This is a genomic window from Pedobacter agri PB92, from assembly GCF_000258495.1.
GTDB lineage: Bacteria > Bacteroidota > Bacteroidia > Sphingobacteriales > Sphingobacteriaceae > Pedobacter > Pedobacter agri.
The window spans coordinates 13,871-32,382 of sequence record NZ_AJLG01000041.1 but is presented as its reverse complement, the minus strand read 5'-3'; the positions used below and the strand labels follow the sequence as shown (position 1 = coordinate 32,382).

At 38.3% G+C, this 18,512-nt stretch carries 13 protein-coding genes; 6 read left to right on the top strand and 7 right to left on the bottom strand.

What is annotated here, in order from left to right; translation table 11 throughout:
- The 6 genes from ON09_RS08250 to ON09_RS08225 form a co-directional block, all read right to left on the bottom strand.
- On the bottom strand, positions 1-341 hold a 341-nt coding region (locus ON09_RS08250), incomplete at its 3' end, for an ATP-binding protein (RefSeq protein ID WP_010600588.1).
- Positions 342-730: 389 nt separating this feature from the next.
- The gene (locus ON09_RS08245; protein WP_010600587.1) at positions 731-1,123 is read right to left on the bottom strand and encodes a response regulator; all 393 of its coding nucleotides are present in this window, start codon (positions 1,121-1,123) and stop codon (positions 731-733) included.
- Between the two features lie 111 nt (positions 1,124-1,234).
- On the bottom strand, positions 1,235-2,098 hold the full coding sequence (locus ON09_RS08240) for an N-acetylglucosamine kinase (protein ID WP_029204209.1): 864 nt from the start codon (positions 2,096-2,098) through the stop codon (positions 1,235-1,237).
- A 16-nt stretch (positions 2,099-2,114) separates the two neighbouring features.
- Positions 2,115-3,425 carry a TolC family protein gene (locus ON09_RS08235; protein ID WP_010600585.1) on the bottom strand — a complete coding sequence of 437 codons (1,311 nt, stop codon included), beginning with the start codon at positions 3,423-3,425 and terminating at the stop codon, positions 2,115-2,117.
- Position 3,426: 1 nt separating this feature from the next.
- Positions 3,427-6,537, bottom strand: a complete 3,111-nt coding sequence (locus ON09_RS08230; RefSeq protein ID WP_029204208.1) for an efflux RND transporter permease subunit — start codon at positions 6,535-6,537, stop codon at positions 3,427-3,429.
- A 2-nt stretch (positions 6,538-6,539) separates the two neighbouring features.
- On the bottom strand, positions 6,540-7,637 hold the full coding sequence (locus tag ON09_RS08225) for an efflux RND transporter periplasmic adaptor subunit (protein WP_010600583.1): 1,098 nt from the start codon (positions 7,635-7,637) through the stop codon (positions 6,540-6,542).
- A 353-nt stretch (positions 7,638-7,990) separates the two neighbouring features.
- Here ON09_RS08225 and ON09_RS08220 point away from each other — a divergent pair, with 353 nt between their 5' ends.
- Positions 7,991-9,823, top strand: coding sequence for a M61 family metallopeptidase (locus ON09_RS08220; RefSeq protein ID WP_010600582.1), 1,833 nt, complete (start codon positions 7,991-7,993; stop codon positions 9,821-9,823).
- A gap of 94 nt (positions 9,824-9,917) precedes the next feature.
- On the opposite strand, the gene ON09_RS08215 is transcribed toward ON09_RS08220, so the two are convergent.
- Positions 9,918-10,382: a hypothetical protein gene (locus ON09_RS08215; protein WP_010600581.1), complete on the bottom strand. Its 465-nt coding sequence runs from the start codon at positions 10,380-10,382 to the stop codon at positions 9,918-9,920.
- Between the two features lie 265 nt (positions 10,383-10,647).
- Between ON09_RS08215 and ON09_RS08205 the strand changes: the two genes are divergently transcribed.
- From ON09_RS08205 to ON09_RS08185, 5 genes are all read left to right on the top strand, one after another.
- Positions 10,648-12,423 carry an AMP-dependent synthetase/ligase gene (locus tag ON09_RS08205; RefSeq protein WP_010600579.1) on the top strand — a complete coding sequence of 592 codons (1,776 nt, stop codon included), beginning with the start codon at positions 10,648-10,650 and terminating at the stop codon, positions 12,421-12,423.
- A complete protein-coding gene (gene ggt, locus ON09_RS08200; RefSeq protein WP_010600578.1) occupies positions 12,395-14,116 on the top strand; it encodes a gamma-glutamyltransferase in 1,722 nt (573 codons plus the stop codon). The genes ON09_RS08205 and ggt overlap by 29 nt, the downstream gene beginning before the upstream one ends.
- A gap of 98 nt (positions 14,117-14,214) precedes the next feature.
- On the top strand, positions 14,215-15,531 hold the full coding sequence (locus ON09_RS08195; protein ID WP_010600577.1) for an OmpA family protein: 1,317 nt from the start codon (positions 14,215-14,217) through the stop codon (positions 15,529-15,531).
- A 133-nt stretch (positions 15,532-15,664) separates the two neighbouring features.
- Entirely contained in the window at positions 15,665-16,099 is a 435-nt protein-coding gene (locus ON09_RS08190; protein WP_010600576.1) for a MarR family winged helix-turn-helix transcriptional regulator, read from the top strand.
- A gap of 1 nt (position 16,100) precedes the next feature.
- Positions 16,101-18,506 (top strand): 3-hydroxyacyl-CoA dehydrogenase/enoyl-CoA hydratase family protein, encoded by a 2,406-nt coding sequence (locus ON09_RS08185; RefSeq protein ID WP_010600575.1) that lies wholly within the window; start codon positions 16,101-16,103, stop codon positions 18,504-18,506.
- Positions 18,507-18,512: the final 6 nt, after the last annotated feature.

Genomic DNA, 18,512 nt, shown 5'->3' with positions numbered 1-18,512 from the left:
GCATCTTTCGCATCTTTAAATTTTTCTACAAACTCACTTGCGCCAGAAAATGCAACCTGGTTGATGTATTTTTTAATCTCTTCGGCAGTCATACCCAAACCATTATCGCTAATGGTTATGGTTTTTGCTTCTTTATCAACCGCAACCTGCACTAAAGGCTGACCCACTTCGCCATTAAACTGACCTAATGAACCTAGTCTTTTGATTTTCTGAACCGCATCTACCGCGTTAGAAACCAACTCACGAAGAAAAATCTCGTTATCTGAGTATAAAAACTTCTTAATTATCGGGAAAATATTCTCGGTGTGTATGGAGATATTTCCTTTTTCCTGTATGCTCATATGTAAATAAATTGTTTAATTTAACTCTTGCACATCAATGCTTGTTCCAAACGATTTTATTTGCCAAAATGACAGATGGGAGCAGTTATAATGCTGGGTTCACTTATCAGTTGATACTCTCAATAGCTGAAATGTAATCTTAATTGTACAGCTGGTTACTCTATGAGATTAATAAATCCGATGAAAATTCGGACTTGAAATGACAAGAGGATAGAAATGGGGCTTATAGCAGTTTAGGTTGGTGTTTCAAAGATCAAAAAATTACTAGTTATAGCAGCTTGCATTCTTACCAGCCAGCATGGTGAATCAATAACACACAAAGTTTTGAGGAATAAAAAAAAGCCAAAAAACAATTAAGTTTTTTGGCTTGAAATATTATATGTGTTTTATTAATTTAAGAGGAAGCTTGGTTCGCTTTCTTCCAGATTAAGAATTTTGGTAATTTTTTTCAGCAATACATCCATCTGGAAAGGTTTGGATAGGAAATCATCCTGGCCATAATTTAGAGTAGTAAAGTCTTTCGCATCGTACAATCCGGAAATCAATAAAATAGGAATTTTCGAAGTACTTTCTATCGATTTCAGTTGTTCGCACAAAACCCTACCATCAATATGGCCTAAAGAAATATCAAGTAAAATCAAATCAGGATTGAATGTTTCAATTCTGTTAAAAACCTCTTCGCCATCGTTCAGTGCCGAAACCTTGAAACCGCCAATTTCGAGTATTAATTGTATGGTTTCTAAAACCTCAATGTCGTCGTCTACTACTAATATTCTCTTCATATTCTATTGCGCAATGTATGTGCCTCCAAAATTATAACAAAATGTATGTGGTTATGTTTACAATCTTAAAAATATTTTAACAATAAGTTTATAAGGCGATAATTGCCAAAATTAAATCGCCTGCCTTACAATTCCTTCTTTTTGAAGGATGAAGTTAAATAAATCATCAATTGGTTTCTGCAGGATTTTGCCTGGCTCAATTCCATTTGCCTGTAAAACTTCAACTAAAGCCTCCTGATAATAGTAAGCAATTGAACCTACAAAATGGCAAGGTACATTCTTATGTTTTGGATAATCTTTTACGTTTGTATCTACAAATTCCTGAAATCCGGTTTTTAAAATATTCTGAATAAAGGGGTGGTCCTTGTGATCGGCCATGAAACGGCTAAAACCAGCTAAATATATGTTAGGGAAAGGCTTTTGATATACATTGGTGATAATCTGCTCTTTTTCTGCGGGAAAAGTTTTTTTAAACTCAGCAGCCAGCGCAGCCGGCATTTTGTTGTATAGATACGCCAAAAGAACCTTTTTTCCGAAAAAAGTGCCAGAACCTTCGTCGCCCAAAACATAACCTAATCCATGATGACCGTCGTGAATTTTTTTACCGTCAAAATAGCAAATGTTGGACCCTGTACCTAAAATACAATTTAAACCTTCCGCATTGCCACATGTAGCGTAAACAGATCCTAAAAGATCATGGTCAACCGAAATAAAAGCGTTTGTAAAAACCGCAGATAATCCGTTTGAAACCACTTCATGCTTATCAGGAGAGGAGCAACCCGCACCAAAAAAGTAAATTTCTTTTACCTGATCGGCATATAGCATCATCGTTTCGTTTTTAGCGATCAATTTGCTAATATCTTCTTCACTTAAAAAATAAGGATTGATTCCAGGCGTATTAAATTTAAGGGTTTCGCCATTAAGATAACCCATCCAATCTGTTTTTGATGAGCCACTGTCTGCAACAAGTATCATGGAATAAATATAAAAATTAATTGGATAAATCTATATTTCCGCTGATTTCTTTGAGTGTGGTTTCAGCAATTTTAGCCTGGAACTGCATCTCAATAAATCGATTCTGTGCATCAATAGCATTACGCTGAGCCTCCCTAAGCTCTAAAGGAGCAATACTACCCAGGCGATATTTGGCCATGGTAATGTCGAGATTTTCTTTCGCAATATCTACGTTACGTTGTTCGAGCTTAATTAAATCCAGGTATGTTGCATAATTCTGGTAAGCGGTTAAAAGCTGTGAATTTACATCCAGTTTGGTTTTGCTCAAGTTTAACGTAGAGTTTTCGATATCAATTTTAGCATTCCGTTCCTGCTGCCGCTGCAAAAAACCATTAAATAAATTAAGGCTTGCGGTAACTCCATAAGTAAATCCATTGGCGGCAAAGCGCTGGTTAAAGCCTGTCGGACTTGTGCTTTTGGCTCTACTGTAACCAGAGTTTAAAATAATTGCCGGATATCTGGCGCCCTTAATAGATTTCAGATTTAAAGCTGCTATTTTTTGATTGATAAATGCATTTTGAACATTCGGGTTTTGCTGTTCAGCAATTTCTGCCTGTTTGCTAAATAATATTCCTCTATCTACATCAATGCTATCTGCAACGGTAAAGCCTGTGCCAATATCTCTAACCATTAATTGGTTTAAGCGCACCTTTGCAATCTGTAAGAAGTTTTTAACCTGAATAAAGTTTGAGGTGTCGGTATTATAATCTACCTGAGCGGTCAAAACATCGAGCTTCGAGCCGCGGCCCAGTTCTAATTTAGTTTTTGCAATATTAGTGCGCCAAACAGAAACATCAATGGCACTATCTGCAGCTATCAGTAGTTGCTGCTGTCTTACCACATCATAATATGCTGCAATCACATCCGAAACAGTAGTTAAAATGGTTAACCTGGCATTTACTTCACCTTGTTTTTGCAATTCTTTTAACCGATCGTAATTTGCAAACATGGTGAAGCCGTCAAAAATAGTCCAGTTCAAATCAGCACCGTAACTATTATTTGTACTTCTGGCTCCCCTGATCACGCGATCTTCACCGGTAACCGGCGTTTGCCTGGTATTTTGAATACTTCCACCATTGGTATAAGTACCATCAATTGTTGGCAACATGCCTGCATTTCCGATATTGGCATTATTTTTTGCGATGTCAATTTCGTTTTTACTAATTTTAATATCGTAGTTATTCTGCAATGCGATGGAAATTGCTTCCCTTAAGCTGAGTTTTTCCTGTGCAAACCCTGAAATGGATAAGCTGAATAGGAATATAGCTATTTTAAATTTCTTACTCATCTTATTCTGCTATGTGTGTTGCTTCATGTTCAAAACGATCGGCATTTTTTAGTTCTTTATTTGGTTTATAAGGTTTGGCCCAGTAGGAGTAAATTGCCGGAATTACAAAAAGGGTTAACACCAATGAAAACATTGTTCCACCCACAATTACAGTTCCCATACTCATTCTGCTTTTTGCCGCGGCACCTAACGCCATAGCAATAGGCAAAGCACCAATAGCGATGGCTAAACTCGTCATCAGAATGGGGCGTAAACGTGAAACCGATGCTTCGCGAATGGCCTCGGGGATAGCCACGCCTTTTTCTTTCAACTGATTGGCAAATTCTACTATTAAAATACCATTTTTAGTTACCAAACCAATTAACATAATGGTACCAATCTGGCTAAAGATGTTCCAGCTTTGTCCACATAACCAAAGTGATAAAAATGCCCCTGCAACGGCCATTGGTACCGTTAAAATGATAATAATCGGATCTTTGAAACTTTCAAATTGTGCTGATAAAATCAGATAAACCAATAGTAAAGCTAAACCAAAAGCAAAGAAGGTATTTGATGAACTTTCCTTAAAATCCCGTGATTCTCCACTTAAATCAGTAGAAAAGGTTTCGTCCAGTACTTTATCAGCGATTTTATCCATCGCATCGATACCATCGCCAATACTTTTACCCGGCGATAAACCAGCAGAAACTGTTGCTGAAATAAAACGGTTGTTTCGGTATAATTGTGGCGGACTGCTTTCTTCTTTTGCAGTAACTAAATTATCCAACTGAATCAGTTCTCCTTTATCGCTACGCACATAAACTGAACTTAAATCAAGCGGATCTTTACGGTCGACACGATCAAACTGGCCAATTACCTGGTATTGTTTTCCATTCATAAAGAAGTAAGAAAAACGTTGCCCGCTTAAACCTAAATTTAAAGTTTGCGCTATCGCGGATATCGAAACACCGAGGTTCTTAGCCTTATCACGATCGATAGTTAAATTAATTTCTGGTTTGTTGAATTTTAAGTTAACATCAGAAACGGTAAAAGTTGGATCTTTTGAAACCGCATCCATAAACAAAGGCACTTTCTCTCTCAGTTTTTCAAAATTTTGCGCCTGGATAATATAACTGATGGGCAAACCTCCTCTACGGCCAACGGAAATGGTTGGCTGCTGATTTACGATTACTTTTCCCTCCGTATATTTTTTGGTGATTTTAGTCAGCATATCTGCAATTTCTTTTTGCGAACGCTCACGGTCTCCGGCATCAATCAGGCCCATACGTACAAAGCCTGAGTTGGTAGAACCTGCACCTCCAAATCCTGGAGAAGTAATGGTAATATTCACATTTTTCTCCGGAACGGAATCAATTACCATCTGATTCAACTTCATGATGAATTTATCCGTTGAAGTAAATGATGCACCTTCAGGCAAGGTTGCGGTCATGTTGATCGCATTTCGATCATCATAAGGGGCTGTTTCCTTTGGTAAAAGTTTCCAAAAGAGAAATATCAATCCCATACAAACCACGATAATAGGAATCGAAAGCCAACGCCTATCTAAAAATTTGTTCAGGTTAGCTGCGTAAGCATCATTCAGCTTAATGAAGTAGGGTTCTGTCCAGTTGTAAAACCGCGAAGGTTTATGTCCGCCCTTTTTCATAAGGTATGCGTTTAACATTGGCGTTAACGTCAACGAAACAAAGGCAGAAATTAAAACGGCTGCTCCGATTACAACGCCAAACTCCCTGAATAATCGGCCCACAAAGCCTTGAAGGAAAATAACGGGTAGAAATACGGCAGCAAGTGTAATCGAAATGGAAATTACGGCGAAAAAGATTTCGTTAGAACCCTTTATAGCGGCCTCAAATGGCGACATGCCTTCTTCAACCTTTTTGAAAATATTTTCAGTAACTACAATACCATCATCAACTACCAAACCAGTAGCCAATACAATGGCCAGTAAGCTTAGTACGTTGATGGAGAAACCAAAGGCATACATTACAAAAAATGTAAATACCAACGATACCGGGATATCAATTAACGGTCTGAAAGCAATTGCCCAATCCCTAAAGAAAAGGTAGATGATTAAAATAACCAATACCAGTGATAACCCGATTGTTTCGGCAACTTCCGTAACCGATCGTTTAATAAACAAGGTATTATCCAAAGCCACCTTCAACTTAATGTCGTTTGGCATATCTGCCTTCAGCTTATCAAAGCGATTGTAAAACTCTTTACTAATATCCAGGTAATTTGCACCGGGCTGAGGAATAATGGCAACAGCAACCATGGGTTTACCTGATTCCCTTAAAACCGTTTCTTCATTTTCTGAACCCAGGGTAGCATAACCAACATCCTTCAGTTTCACCACCTGGTTGCTGTCTGATTTTAGAATCAGATTATTGAATTGATCTTCATTAACCAGCTTTCCTAAAGTTTTTACCGTTAGCTCTGTGGTTTCCCCAGTGATTTTCCCTGATGGCAATTCTACGTTTTCATTATCCAGAGCAGTCACAATATCCTGCGAGGTCAATCCATAGGCACTCAGCTTATTCGGGTCCATCCAGATCCGCATGGAATATTTCCGTTGGCCCTGAATTTGGACGCTACTTACACCAGGTATCGTTTGAATCCGATCGGCAATTACGTTTTCGGCAAAATCGCTCAATTGCAACGTATTCCGCTTATCACTTTGAATGGTCATTGAAAGGATAGGATCGGAGTTGGCATCAGCCTTACTTACCGTTGGTAAACCATCTATATCTCTTGGTAAATTTCTTGCTGCCTGCGAAACCTTATCACGAACATCATTGGTTGCTTCTTCAATATTTTTATCGAGGTTAAACTCAACTGTAATGTTGCTTGTTCCTTGATTACTGGAAGATGAAATATTCCGGATACCGTCGATGGAGTTTATTGATTTTTCCAGCGGTTCAGTAATCTGCGATTCGATAATATCAGAGTTTGCCCCAGGATAAGATGTTCTCACCGAAACTACTGTTGGATCGATAGATGGATATTCGCGAACACCAAGAAATGTGTAACCAATTATTCCGAAAAGAACAATCAGTAGGTTCATTACAATGGCAAGAACGGGTCTCTTTATACTCGTGGTGGAGATGCTCATAATTATTCTTTAACCAGGTTAACTTTTACCGGGGCATCTTTTTTCAACGCCATTGAGCCTGTAGTCAAAACCGTGTCGCCTGCTTTCAAGCCTGAGGTAATTACAATATTTTCGTCTGTTCGCGTTCCGGCTTCCACCTTAACTTCCTGTGCTTTTCCGTTTTTCTGAACATACACTATTTTTCCCTTTAACACCGGAATAATAGCCTGATTAGGAATAAGAATGGCATTTTCTAAAGTATTTAGCGCAAGTTTTATTTTGGCAAACGATCCAGGTAGTAGCGCATTGTCGGCATTTGGTGCCAAAGCCCTAATTTGCAGTGTCCTGGTAGCAGCATTAATTCCAGGTTCAATGGCGTAAACCTTTCCGGTATTTTGTTTTGAAGAACCATCAGTAGTAAATGTGATAGATGAACCCATTTTAATCTGCCCTGCGTATTTCTCAGGGACTGAAAAAGTTACCTTTACAGGGTTCGTACTCACCAAATTCGCAATTACTGTTGCTGGTGTTAAATATGTGCCTGCAGAAATGCTACGCAAACCAACCCGCCCTGAAAATGGTGCCCGAATGGTTGTCTTTGCCAGTTGCGCCCTGATCAATTGCGTTTGTGCTTTAAGGGAAGTTAAATCAGCAAGTGAAATATCATACTCTTCCTGGCTAATGGCACCTTTTTCTAAAAGTTGTTTTGATCTGTTTTCGGTAGTGCCGGATAATTTTTGTTTAGTCAAAGCTTCTTGTAACTGTGCCTGTATATCTCTGTCATTTACTTTTACCAACACAGCGCCTTTGCTTACGTTTGTTCCTTCGGTGAAATAAATTCCTGTTACCAAACCCGAAACCTCACTTTTTAACACCACAGATTCATTGGCGTCTATCGCTCCGGTCACTTCCAGGTCTGTATCGAAAGAGGTTGGCTTAACCACAATGCCCTCTACAACCATTGGCGCCCCTGCACCGCCGCCTTTAGCACCACCTCCTTTTGTTTGAGCACCGCCTGCTCCACCTTTACCTTCCAGTTTTTTGTTTGCGTTGATCCTGTAATATACTAAATAGGCCAAGCCAATAGCCAAAACAGCATAGATGATATACCTTTTCTTCATGTTTATATTTGTGTCGTGCTTATCTGAACGTTAAAATTAACGCCGATATTAGAGTGTAAAAATATTCAATTAGTTTAGTCCTAAATTTGTTGTATTAAGGATGTTACTTTGTAAGTCTGAAGTTAGTGGTTTGGAGTTCGCGGCAAGCCATGTAATTTATTAAAACGCTTTTTTGAATAAGTTACCCTACTTTTTGGGTAAAAGCGTACGAGTACAGTTTGTATAAATGAACTCTATCTTCCGCCGCGGATGGCCGACTTCGGACTTTTGTTCTTCTAACTCTCGACTAATTTTTCCAATTAATTCAAAAACACCGTCAATAAATATAATTTTGTAGGCAAAACACCCTTAACATGTTTATTAAAAAATCAATTTTAAGTTTAGTTTTATTACTAACGAGTATTATGGCAGCAGAGGCGCAGGTAAAAATTGCTTTTGAGGTTTCTTTTAAAGAGCCGCAGGCACATTATGCTGAAGTTCAGATGAATATTTCTGGTTTGGCAAAAGATTATGTTGACGTTAAAATGCCAGTGTGGACCCCGGGATCTTATCTGATCCGGGAATTTGAAAAAAGTGTAGAAGAATTTAAAGCTACAGCAGGCGGCAAACAGGTTAAAGTAGAAAAAGTTAGAAAAAATACCTGGAGAATATTTTCGGCAAAAGCAGCTAATATTAAAATTAACTATCGCGTTTACGCTTTTGAAATTTCAGTGCGTACGCCTTTTATTGATGATTCTCATGCGTTCTTATCACCAACCGGAATTTTTATGCATCCTGATGGAATGATTAAATCGCCAAGTACGGTTAAAATTATTCCGTTCAATACCTGGAGCAAAGTTTCAACTGGTTTGGAACCGGTTGCAGGAGAGCAGTTTACCTATAAGGCAACTGATTTCGACATCTTATATGATAGCCCTATTGAGGTTGGAAACCAGGATGTTTTCGAATTTATGGCTGCTGGTGTTCGCCATGAAGTGGCCATGTTCGGCGGGGGTAATTACGATAAAGAAAAGTTAAAAGTAGATATGGCTAAAATTGTAGAGGAAATTACTGCAGTTTATGGCGAAAATCCTAATAAGCATTACACTTTTATCGTTCATAATTTTTTACGTGGTGGCGGTGGCTTAGAGCATTTAAACTCTACTACATTAGGTGCAACCAGAAATGCTTACAATACCGAAACAGGTTACAAAGGATTTTTAGCTTTGGTAGCTCATGAATACCATCACCTATGGAATGTGAAACGTTTACGTCCGGTAGCTTTAGGTCCGTTTGATTACGATAACGAAAACTATACCACCAACCTTTGGGTGGCAGAAGGATTCACCTCGTACTACGAAAACAAGTATATGCACAGGGCTGGATTTAACGATGATGCCACATTTATAAATGATCTTGCCGGTGCAATTGGTACAGTTACCAACACACCTGGCGCTAAATACCAGTCGGCGGCGTCATCCAGCTATGATGCCTGGATTATTGGTTATCGCCCAAATGAAAATTCTAAAAATAATTCCATTTCTTACTATAGCAAAGGCGAGGTTATTGGTATTTTGATGGATTTGGAAATTATTAATGCCACAAAGGGTGCGAAAAGTTTAGATGATGTAATGAAAGCCATGTACCTGCAGTGCAAAACATTGAAACGCGGTTATACCGATGCAGAGTTTAAGGCAATGGTTGAAAAAATATCCGGAATCAGCTTCACTAACTTCTGGGCGAAGTATGTAAATGGAGTAGATGATGCAGAATACGTGAAATATTTTGGTTATGCTGGTATCGATGTAGCTACTGAAAATGCAACACCTGGCAAACCGGTAAGCGGTGCAAGCGGACAGCTGACTAACAACGGAACCATTTCGGTATCTTCCATCACCAGAAATTCTGCTGCATGGATTGCTGGTCTAAACGTTAATGACGAGATTATTTCTTTAGATGATGTAACGGTGAGTGATGCATTGGCAAACATTAGGTTAAGAAGCCCGATGTTATCGCTAGAAACTTTGCCAGTGGTGTCAAAGAAAAGTATTGGCGATGTTTTGAAATTTAAAATTAAACGCGATGGAATAGAGAAAGAGATTTCTTTAACCTTAAAAGAAAATCCAAGTGTGCGATTAAAAGCTACGATTAATGCAAATGCAACACCAGCACAAAAAGCGGTGTTCAAAAAGTGGACAGGTAAATAAACTCAGCAGTTTTGAGTCATTAGTCCTAAGTTAATAGTCAATAAAAAATCCCGCTGGAAATTTTCCAGCGGGATTTTTGCTTTTAAGCTGTTGCTTAAAAAGTATATCTGAAGCCTAAGCCAAATCTTCCTGCGTTAAAATCACTATCACCATCTCCTAGATAAAGTCTTGGTCTCCAGTCTAAAGCAATCGCTAATGGTGCACCAGAAATTTTATAATCTAAACCAACCATTGGTACTAAATAGAAGTTAGATCCGCCATCATAAAGTTGTACTGATGGTCCACCACCTAAATACCAATCTAAACCTTTAGCACCTGGAATTGAAGCATTGTATTGCAAAAATGCCTGTAAAGTAGTTGAATTACCACCAAACAAAACTTCGCCTTGTAATGCCGCACTTCTGCTAAAGTGATGTCTAACTGAAGGTCCAACTAAAGTAGCACCGTCGCCAAAATCAATACCTAAACCTAAGCCTGTTTTGTAATTCTGCGCTTTAACGCTTGTTGTTGTCAGTGCAAATAACGCAATGCATCCTAAAATTGTAAATAACTTTTTCATAATAGATTTTTAAATAAATAATGTTTTTTAATTATTTAAACAGCTTAACAACTATGGTGCCGTTTATGTTTTTACAGTCAAAATCTTATTTTTATAAAAAACAATGCTTGCATAGTAATATTGGATTTCTTAAGTTTATTCCAAATATTTTATCCCGAATAGATTTTGGTATTTTGGAAAAGAGCAAAATTTTTCGAACAAAAAACGTAAAGCATCGCACATCTTTATGTTTGATTTTTTAACTTAACCAAATAATATATTAGATATGGCTGCAGAAATCACGAGAGTCTTTGATCTATTAAGACATAATCAGCAGAATCCAAAGCAAGAGTTTATCAATGGTAAAATTAATGGCAAATGGGTTAATTATAGTACGGAACAATTTTGCGCAACTGTAGATCATTTAAGCCGAGGATTAATTAAACATGGTATACAAAAAGGTGGTCGTGTAGCGGTAATGTCGCACAACCGGCCCGAATGGAATATTGCTGATTTTGCAGCCAATCAAATCGGTGCCTACCAAATTCCCTTGTATCCTACTTTAGCTGAGCATGATATTCAGTTTATTTTAAAGGATGCTGAAATTTCAATCATTTTTGTTTCTGATCTGGATTTATATAAAAAAATAAAGCCTTGTGTTGATACCATTAATCCGGCTATAAAAATTTTCAGTTTTAGCGATATTGAAGGAGTAACCTGTTGGGAAACGCTTATTGAAGATGGTAAAAACAGTCAGGATATTAACCTGGATGATTATCGATCTAAAGTTGAGCCTGAAGACATTTTAACCCTCATTTATACATCAGGCACAACTGGTACACCAAAAGGTGTTATGTTAACACATGATAATCTGGTTGCGAATTTCGTAAACTCATCTGTTGTGATGCCTGATGGGGTGAATAAAAGCTTGAGCTTTTTGCCGCTTTCGCACATTTTTGAACGCATGATCATTTATCTTTATTTGTTTAACAAAACGAGTATTTATTATGCAGAAAGCATGGATACCATCGTTGCGGATATTCAACACGTAAAACCAAATGCATTCTCAACTGTGCCTCGTCTCCTCGAAAAAGTTTATGATAAGATCATGGAAAAAGGTAAGTCGCTTACCGGTATTAAAAGAGGGATTTTCTTTTGGTCGGTGGCTTTGGCAGAAAAATATACAACTGATGCCGGTGCGTGGTATAACTTTAAATTGGGTATTGCCCGAAAACTCGTTTTTAAAAAATGGCAGGAGGCCTTAGGCGGAGAAATTGTGGTGATTGTATCTGGAGGTGCTGCATTGAATCCGCGGTTGGCCAGAATTTTTTGGGCCGCCGGGATGCCTGTTTTTGAAGGCTATGGCTTAACAGAAACTTCGCCGGTAATTACAGTGAATCATTTTGGTGGAACCATGTTTGGTACAGTTGGTGAAGTGATTAAAGGTGTGGAAGTAAAAATTGCGCAAGATGGTGAAGTATTGACCCGAGGTCACCAGGTAATGAAAGGCTATTATAACCGCCCCGATTTAACAAAAGAAGCTATTGATGCAGAGGGTTGGTTTCACACCGGCGACATTGGTGAGTTGATAGATGGAAGATTTCTCAAAATTACAGATCGTAAAAAGGAAATGTTTAAAACGGCTGGCGGCAAATATGTTGCACCTCAAATTTTGGAGAATAAATATAAAGAGTCGATATTCATTGAACAAATAATGGTTTTAGGAGAAAACAGGAAATTTCCATCGGCCTTGATTGTTCCTAATTTTGAAACGCTTAAAACCTGGGCGGCTAAAAAAGGAATCAACTTTACAACAAATGAAGAAATTATTAAAAACGAGCAGGTTTTAGCCAAATTTAATGAAATTATCGAAGCTGCTAGCATCGATTTCGGTAAATGGGAGCAAGTAAAAAGGTTCGCATTGTTGCCTAAAGAATGGAGTATTAACGGTGGTGAACTTACACCGAAATTGAGTTTGAAAAGAAAAATAATCACCGAAAAGAATCAAGATATCATTGAAAAAATCTATAAGGATGCAGAAAATTATAAAGCCTCTAATTAAATTTAAAATCACTTCAATTTTAGTTTTTTCATTTGTTGTTTTTACCAGTTGCGTAACCGGCCAGCTTGGTAAGCGTAATAATGAAGACTTTAAAAACGGAATGGTGGTGTCGGCACATCCGGAGGCATCAAAAGTTGGCATTGAAATCCTGAAAAAAGGAGGCAATGCAGTTGATGCGGCGGTAGCGGTTCAGTTTGCTTTAGCAGTGGTTTATCCAAATGCCGGGAATATTGGTGGTGGTGGCTTCATGGTATACCGCTCGGCAAAAGGGGAAGTTAATGCACTAGATTTTCGCGAAAAAGCTTCAGCAGCAGCGAGTAGAGACATGTATTTAGATGCCGCTGGAAATCCAATTGTAGAAAAAAGCCTATATGGACATTTAGCTGCAGGCGTTCCTGGTTCGGTAGCAGGTATGGTTGAAGCGCATAAAAAATATGGCAAACTCTCATGGAAAGAGGTTGTTCAGCCTGCTATTGATTTAGCAGAAAAAGGTTTTGAAATTACAAAACGCCAGGCAAGCGAGCTAAATGGTTTACATCGCAAATTGATGGATATCAATGTGAATGGAACCGCTTTGGTTAACCTTGAGAGTACGTGGCAAGAGCGTAGTCTGTTAATACAAACAGAATTAGCCAATACTTTAAAACTTATTCAGCAAAAAGGTAGAGCCGGTTTTTACGAAGGCGCTGTTGCTGATGCTATCGTTGCCGAAATGCAGCGTGGAAAAGGTTTGATGACCAAAGAGGATTTAAAAAATTATCGGGCCGTGTGGCGCAAACCAATAACCGGAAATTATCGTGGTTATAAAGTAATTACCATGCCGCCAACTTCCAGCGGCGGTATTGCGTTAATTCAGTTGCTTCAATCTGTTGAACCTTATCCATTAAATAGGTGGGGGCACAATTCCGATTCTACGGTACAGGTTATTGTAGAGGCTGAGAGAAGAGTATATGCTGATCGGGCAACCCATTTAGGCGATCCGGATTTTTATAATGTTCCGCAAAAACAGCTTTTAAATCTGGATTATAATAAAAAACGAATGGCTGATTTTAATTGGTCAGCCGCTACGCCTAGTGATAAAGTTTTAGCAGGTGTCATCAAAGGAAAAGAAAGTGAAGAAACTACACATTTTTCCATTGTAGATCATGATGGTAATGCAGTTTCAATCACCACAACGCTTAATGGTTCTTACGGGTCGTTAGTGGCGGTTAAAGGTGCTGGATTTCTGCTTAATAATGAAATGGATGATTTTTCTGTGAAACCAGGTGCGCCGAATATGTACGGTTTGGTGGGTGGCGAAGCCAATGCCATTGCCCCAAATAAAAGAATGCTAAGCTCAATGACCCCAAGTATTGTTGAAAAAGATGGACAATTATTTATGGTTGTGGGAACTCCAGGAGGCTCAACAATTATTACGTCCGTTTTTCAGACCATCATTAACGTGATAGATTTCAACATGGATATTCAGTCTGCTGTGGCTGCAAAGAAATTTCATCATCAATGGTTACCAGATGAAGTTTATGTAGAAAAGGATGCTATTGATAGCTTAGCTGCAGAAAAATTAAAGGCAAAAGGATATAATCTTCTTTACCGTGGTCCAATTGGGAGGGTTGATGCCATTATAAAAACTAAATGGGGAAGTTATCAGGGTGGAGCCGACCCTAGGGGAGATGATTTAGCAATTGGGTATTAAATGTTAACGTGGATAAATAATTTATAATTTCGACTTTTTTGGTATAGCAATTGCATAGGGTGGTCAACAACGCTTATCAAACGTTAATTCAAAAGAATATGAAATCAAATTTATTTAAGTCCCTACCGCTAGCTTTAGCCGGGCTGTTTGCCGGTACTGCTGCAATGGCTCAAGAGCCAGCTACTCCAACTTCTACATTTAGAACTTGGTCAATTGGTGTTAATGCAGGTGCTTTAACGCCTCTTTCTCCGCTTGGTGGAAGAAACGACTTTAGTAACAACAAAACTAGTTTTGGATATGGTTTATACGTGAAAAAACAATTCACAAACTATTTTTCATTACGTTTAGATGGAACAATGGGTAAATTAAAAGGTGATAATTCTGAGCCTTTTGAAAGTGGAGTGGTAAATACAAGTACTGTTTCTGCATTTGATACTAAACTAAACTATGCTGCTAGTTTAAACGCAGTTGTAAACATGTTTAACATCGATATGTTTAGAAAAGAGGATGCATTACAATTATATACTTCGGTAGGTGCTGGTTTAGCCGGTTACAAACCAACAATTACAACTGCTGCCGGAACATCAGCTTACGCTGGAGGTAAAACCATTAGCGAACTAATTATCCCTGTAGGTGTTGGTGCAAAATTCAAAGTTTCTGACGGTATAAATATCGATTTAGGCTGGACAATCAACTTTGTTGATGGTGATAACCTTGATGGATTGTATAAAAATGGAAACAATGATAAATACAACTATGCTTACGCTGGTTTAGAATTTGCATTAGGTAAAGGAAAACAATTGGCTTTCCACAATCCTGTTGCCGCAACTTATGATGAGGCTTTAGCCGCAAAAAACACAGCTAATGCTTTAAAATCTGATCTTGATGCTCAAAAAGCTGAGAATGCTAAATTGCGTTCAGAAATGGCTGATCTATTAAAAGATACAGATGGTGATGGTGTAGCTGATAAATTGGATAAATGTCCAGGTACGCCAGCAGGTACTGTAGTTGATGGTTCTGGTTGCCCGTTAGTAGCTCCAAAACCTCAGGTAACAGTTATTACTGAAGAAGACCGTAAAGTTGTTAGCGAAGCTATCAAAAACTTGGAGTTCGACTTAGGTAAAGCAACAATCCGCTCTAAATCTTATGCTTCATTAAACAGAGTTGCTGGTTTATTGGTACAGAAAAATTTCAGCTTAAAATTAGCTGGTCATACTGATAACACAGGTTCTAAAGAATTAAACTTACGTTTATCTAAAGAAAGAGCTGAATCTGTAAAAGCTTACTTAGTTTCTCAAGGTGCTAATGCATCTCGTATTGAAGCTACAGGTTACGGAATGGGTCAGCCAATTGCAACAAATAAAACTGCAGCTGGTCGTCAGCAAAACCGCCGTGTAGAGTTTACTTTATACTAGATATTAAATTAAATATACCGAAAGCCTCCGATGAAAATCGGGGGCTTTTTTTTATTGCAAAAAATATCCGTTTGGTATTGCAATAACAAAATACATTCATTAGCTTTGTTATGCAAGCATAATAAATTACATAATGAAACAACAGCAAACCATTGATTACCATGTTAAGTTTGCATGGCAAAACATGTTTAACAAGTATAACCAAATGGCATCAAGTTTTGGGATTACTCAGGCTATTGGTTATATGTTGATTAACATTAATGATGAAGAAGGAACTGCTGTTTCGAATTTAGCCGGTTTGCTTGGTGTAAAGGCCACAAGCCTTTCACGCATGCTAAATAATATGGAAGATGCGAATCTTATTTACCGTGAAACTTCAGCTGGAGACAAGCGTTCGGTAAAAGTTTTTCTTACAGATTTTGGCAAAGAAAAGAAACAATTGGCTAAAGGTGTTGTTCGAAAATTTAATGAATATCTCGACGAGCATTTCTCGAAAAAAGAGAAAGAAACATTCATTAATTTATTGATAAAACTTAATGATATAACTGTAGCATATACTGTTGATTAACATGAAAAGAAGCATAAATAAAGTTGCTGTTCTAGGTTCGGGGATTATGGGTTCGCGTATAGCATGCCATTTCGCCAATATTGGTGTAGAGGTTTTGCTTTTGGATATCGCACCCAAAGAGCTGACGCCAGAGGAACAAGCAAAAGGATTGACTTTAGACAACCCAGCGGTAAAGAACCGGATTGTAAATACGGCTTTGCAAACGGCTGTAAAAACAAATCCCTCACCAGTTTATTCAAAAAAAGTATTGAATAAAATTAAAACCGGAAACTTCGACGACGATATGTCGAAAATTGCCGGCTTTGATTGGGTGATTGAAGTAGTTGTTGAAAATCTTGATATTAAGAAAAAAGTTTTTGAGCAGGTAGAACAGTTTCGCAAACCAGGTACATTAATTACCTCAAACACTTCTGGTATTCCAATTCATTTAATGGCAGAAGGCAGAAGTGAAGATTTTAAAGCGCATTTCTGTGGTACTCACTTTTTTAATCCGCCACGTTATTTAAAGCTGTTGGAGGTTATTCCAACGCCGCACACCAAGCCGGAAATTGTAGATTTTCTGATGCATTATGGTGATAAATTTTTAGGTAAAACCACCGTTTTATGTAAAGATACGCCTGCATTTATTGCCAATCGGGTTGGCGTTTATTCCATTATGGCGCTGCTTCACTTGGTAGAGAAACTGGATTTAACGGTAGAAGAAGTAGATAAATTTACAGGTCCTGCTTTAGGCAGACCAAAATCGGCTACTTTCCGTACTTCTGATGTGGTCGGTTTAGATACCATGATTAAAGTGGCCAAAGGACTCTACGATAATTGTCCTGATGATAAAGCACACGAGTTATTCAAACTTCCTGAGTATGTGCAAAAAATGGAGGAGAATAAATGGCTGGGCGACAAAACGAAACAGGGTTTCTATAAAAAGACTAAAACTGCTGACGGCAAAACAGAAATTCTAGCCTTAGATTTAAAAACACTTGAATATAAACCTCAGCAAAAGGTAAAATCGGCTACGCTAGAAATGACTAAACCAGTCGAAAATCTCCGTGAACGCATGAAGATTTTTGCCAAAGGAAAAGATAAGGCAGGCGAACTATTCCGTCATTCTTCCTTTGGGTTGTTTGAATATGTTTCAGACAGGATTCCGGAAATTTCTGATGAATTGTATCGCATTGATGATGCGATGCGGGCAGGCTTCGGCTGGGAACTTGGCCCTTTTGAGCTTTGGGACGCCGTTGGGGTGAAAGAGGCGATTGAGGGAATGGAGCAATATGGTAACAAAGCTGCGGCTTGGGTGCATGAAATGCTTGACGCCGGAAATACTTCATTTTACAAAGTGGAAGGCGGCGTTAAAAAATATTATGATATTCCATCTAAATCTTATAAAGCTTTACCTGGAACGGATGAGTTTATTATTTTAGATAACATCCGTGAGAATAAAACCCTTTGGAAAAATTCTGGTGTTTCGATTATCGATTTAGGTGATGGCATTCTGAATGTAGAATTCCATACCAAAATGAATACCATTGGTGGTGATGTCATTTCTGGAATTAATAAAGCCATTGATATGGCCGAGAAAGATTATCGTGGTTTGGTTATTGGTAACGACGGTGCAAACTTTTCTGCTGGTGCCAATGTGGGGATGATTTTTATGATGGCGGTAGAGCAGGAATGGGATGAATTGAATATGGCTATCAGAATGTTCCAGAATACTTCAATGCGTATCCGTTATTCTTCAATTCCGGTTGTAGTGGCACCGCACAATTTAACTTTAGGTGGCGGTTGTGAATTTAGTTTACACGCCGACCATGTACAGCTTTCTGCTGAAACTTACATGGGTTTAGTTGAATTTGGCGTAGGTGTTATTCCAGGCGGCGGCGGAACAAAAGAGTTTGCTTTACGTGCTTCTGATGAATACAAAGATGACCAGATTGTTCAGAATGCGTTGAAAGAACGTTTTTTAACGATTGGCATGGCGAAAGTTTCTACTTCTGGTTACGAGGCTTTCGAACTGGGATATCTTCAAAAAGATAAATTCTCTATTTCAATGAACCGTAATCGTTTATTGGCTGATGCAAAAGCTAAAGCGATAGAATTGGCTGAGGCCGGTTATACTAAACCAGTGCAGCGTACTGATATTAAAGTGTTGGGGAAACAAGGTTTGGGAATTGTTTATGCAGGTGCTAACAGCATGTACGCAGGCCACTTCATTTCCGAACATGATAAGAAAATCTCTGAAAAATTGGGCTATGTTATGTGCGGCGGCGATTTATCTGCTCCAACAGAAGTAAGCGAACAATATTTGTTGGATTTAGAAAGGGAAGCATTTTTATCGCTTGCAGGAGAAAGAAAATCACTCGAACGGATTCAATCAATTATAACCAAAGGAAAACCGTTGAGGAATTAATCTGAG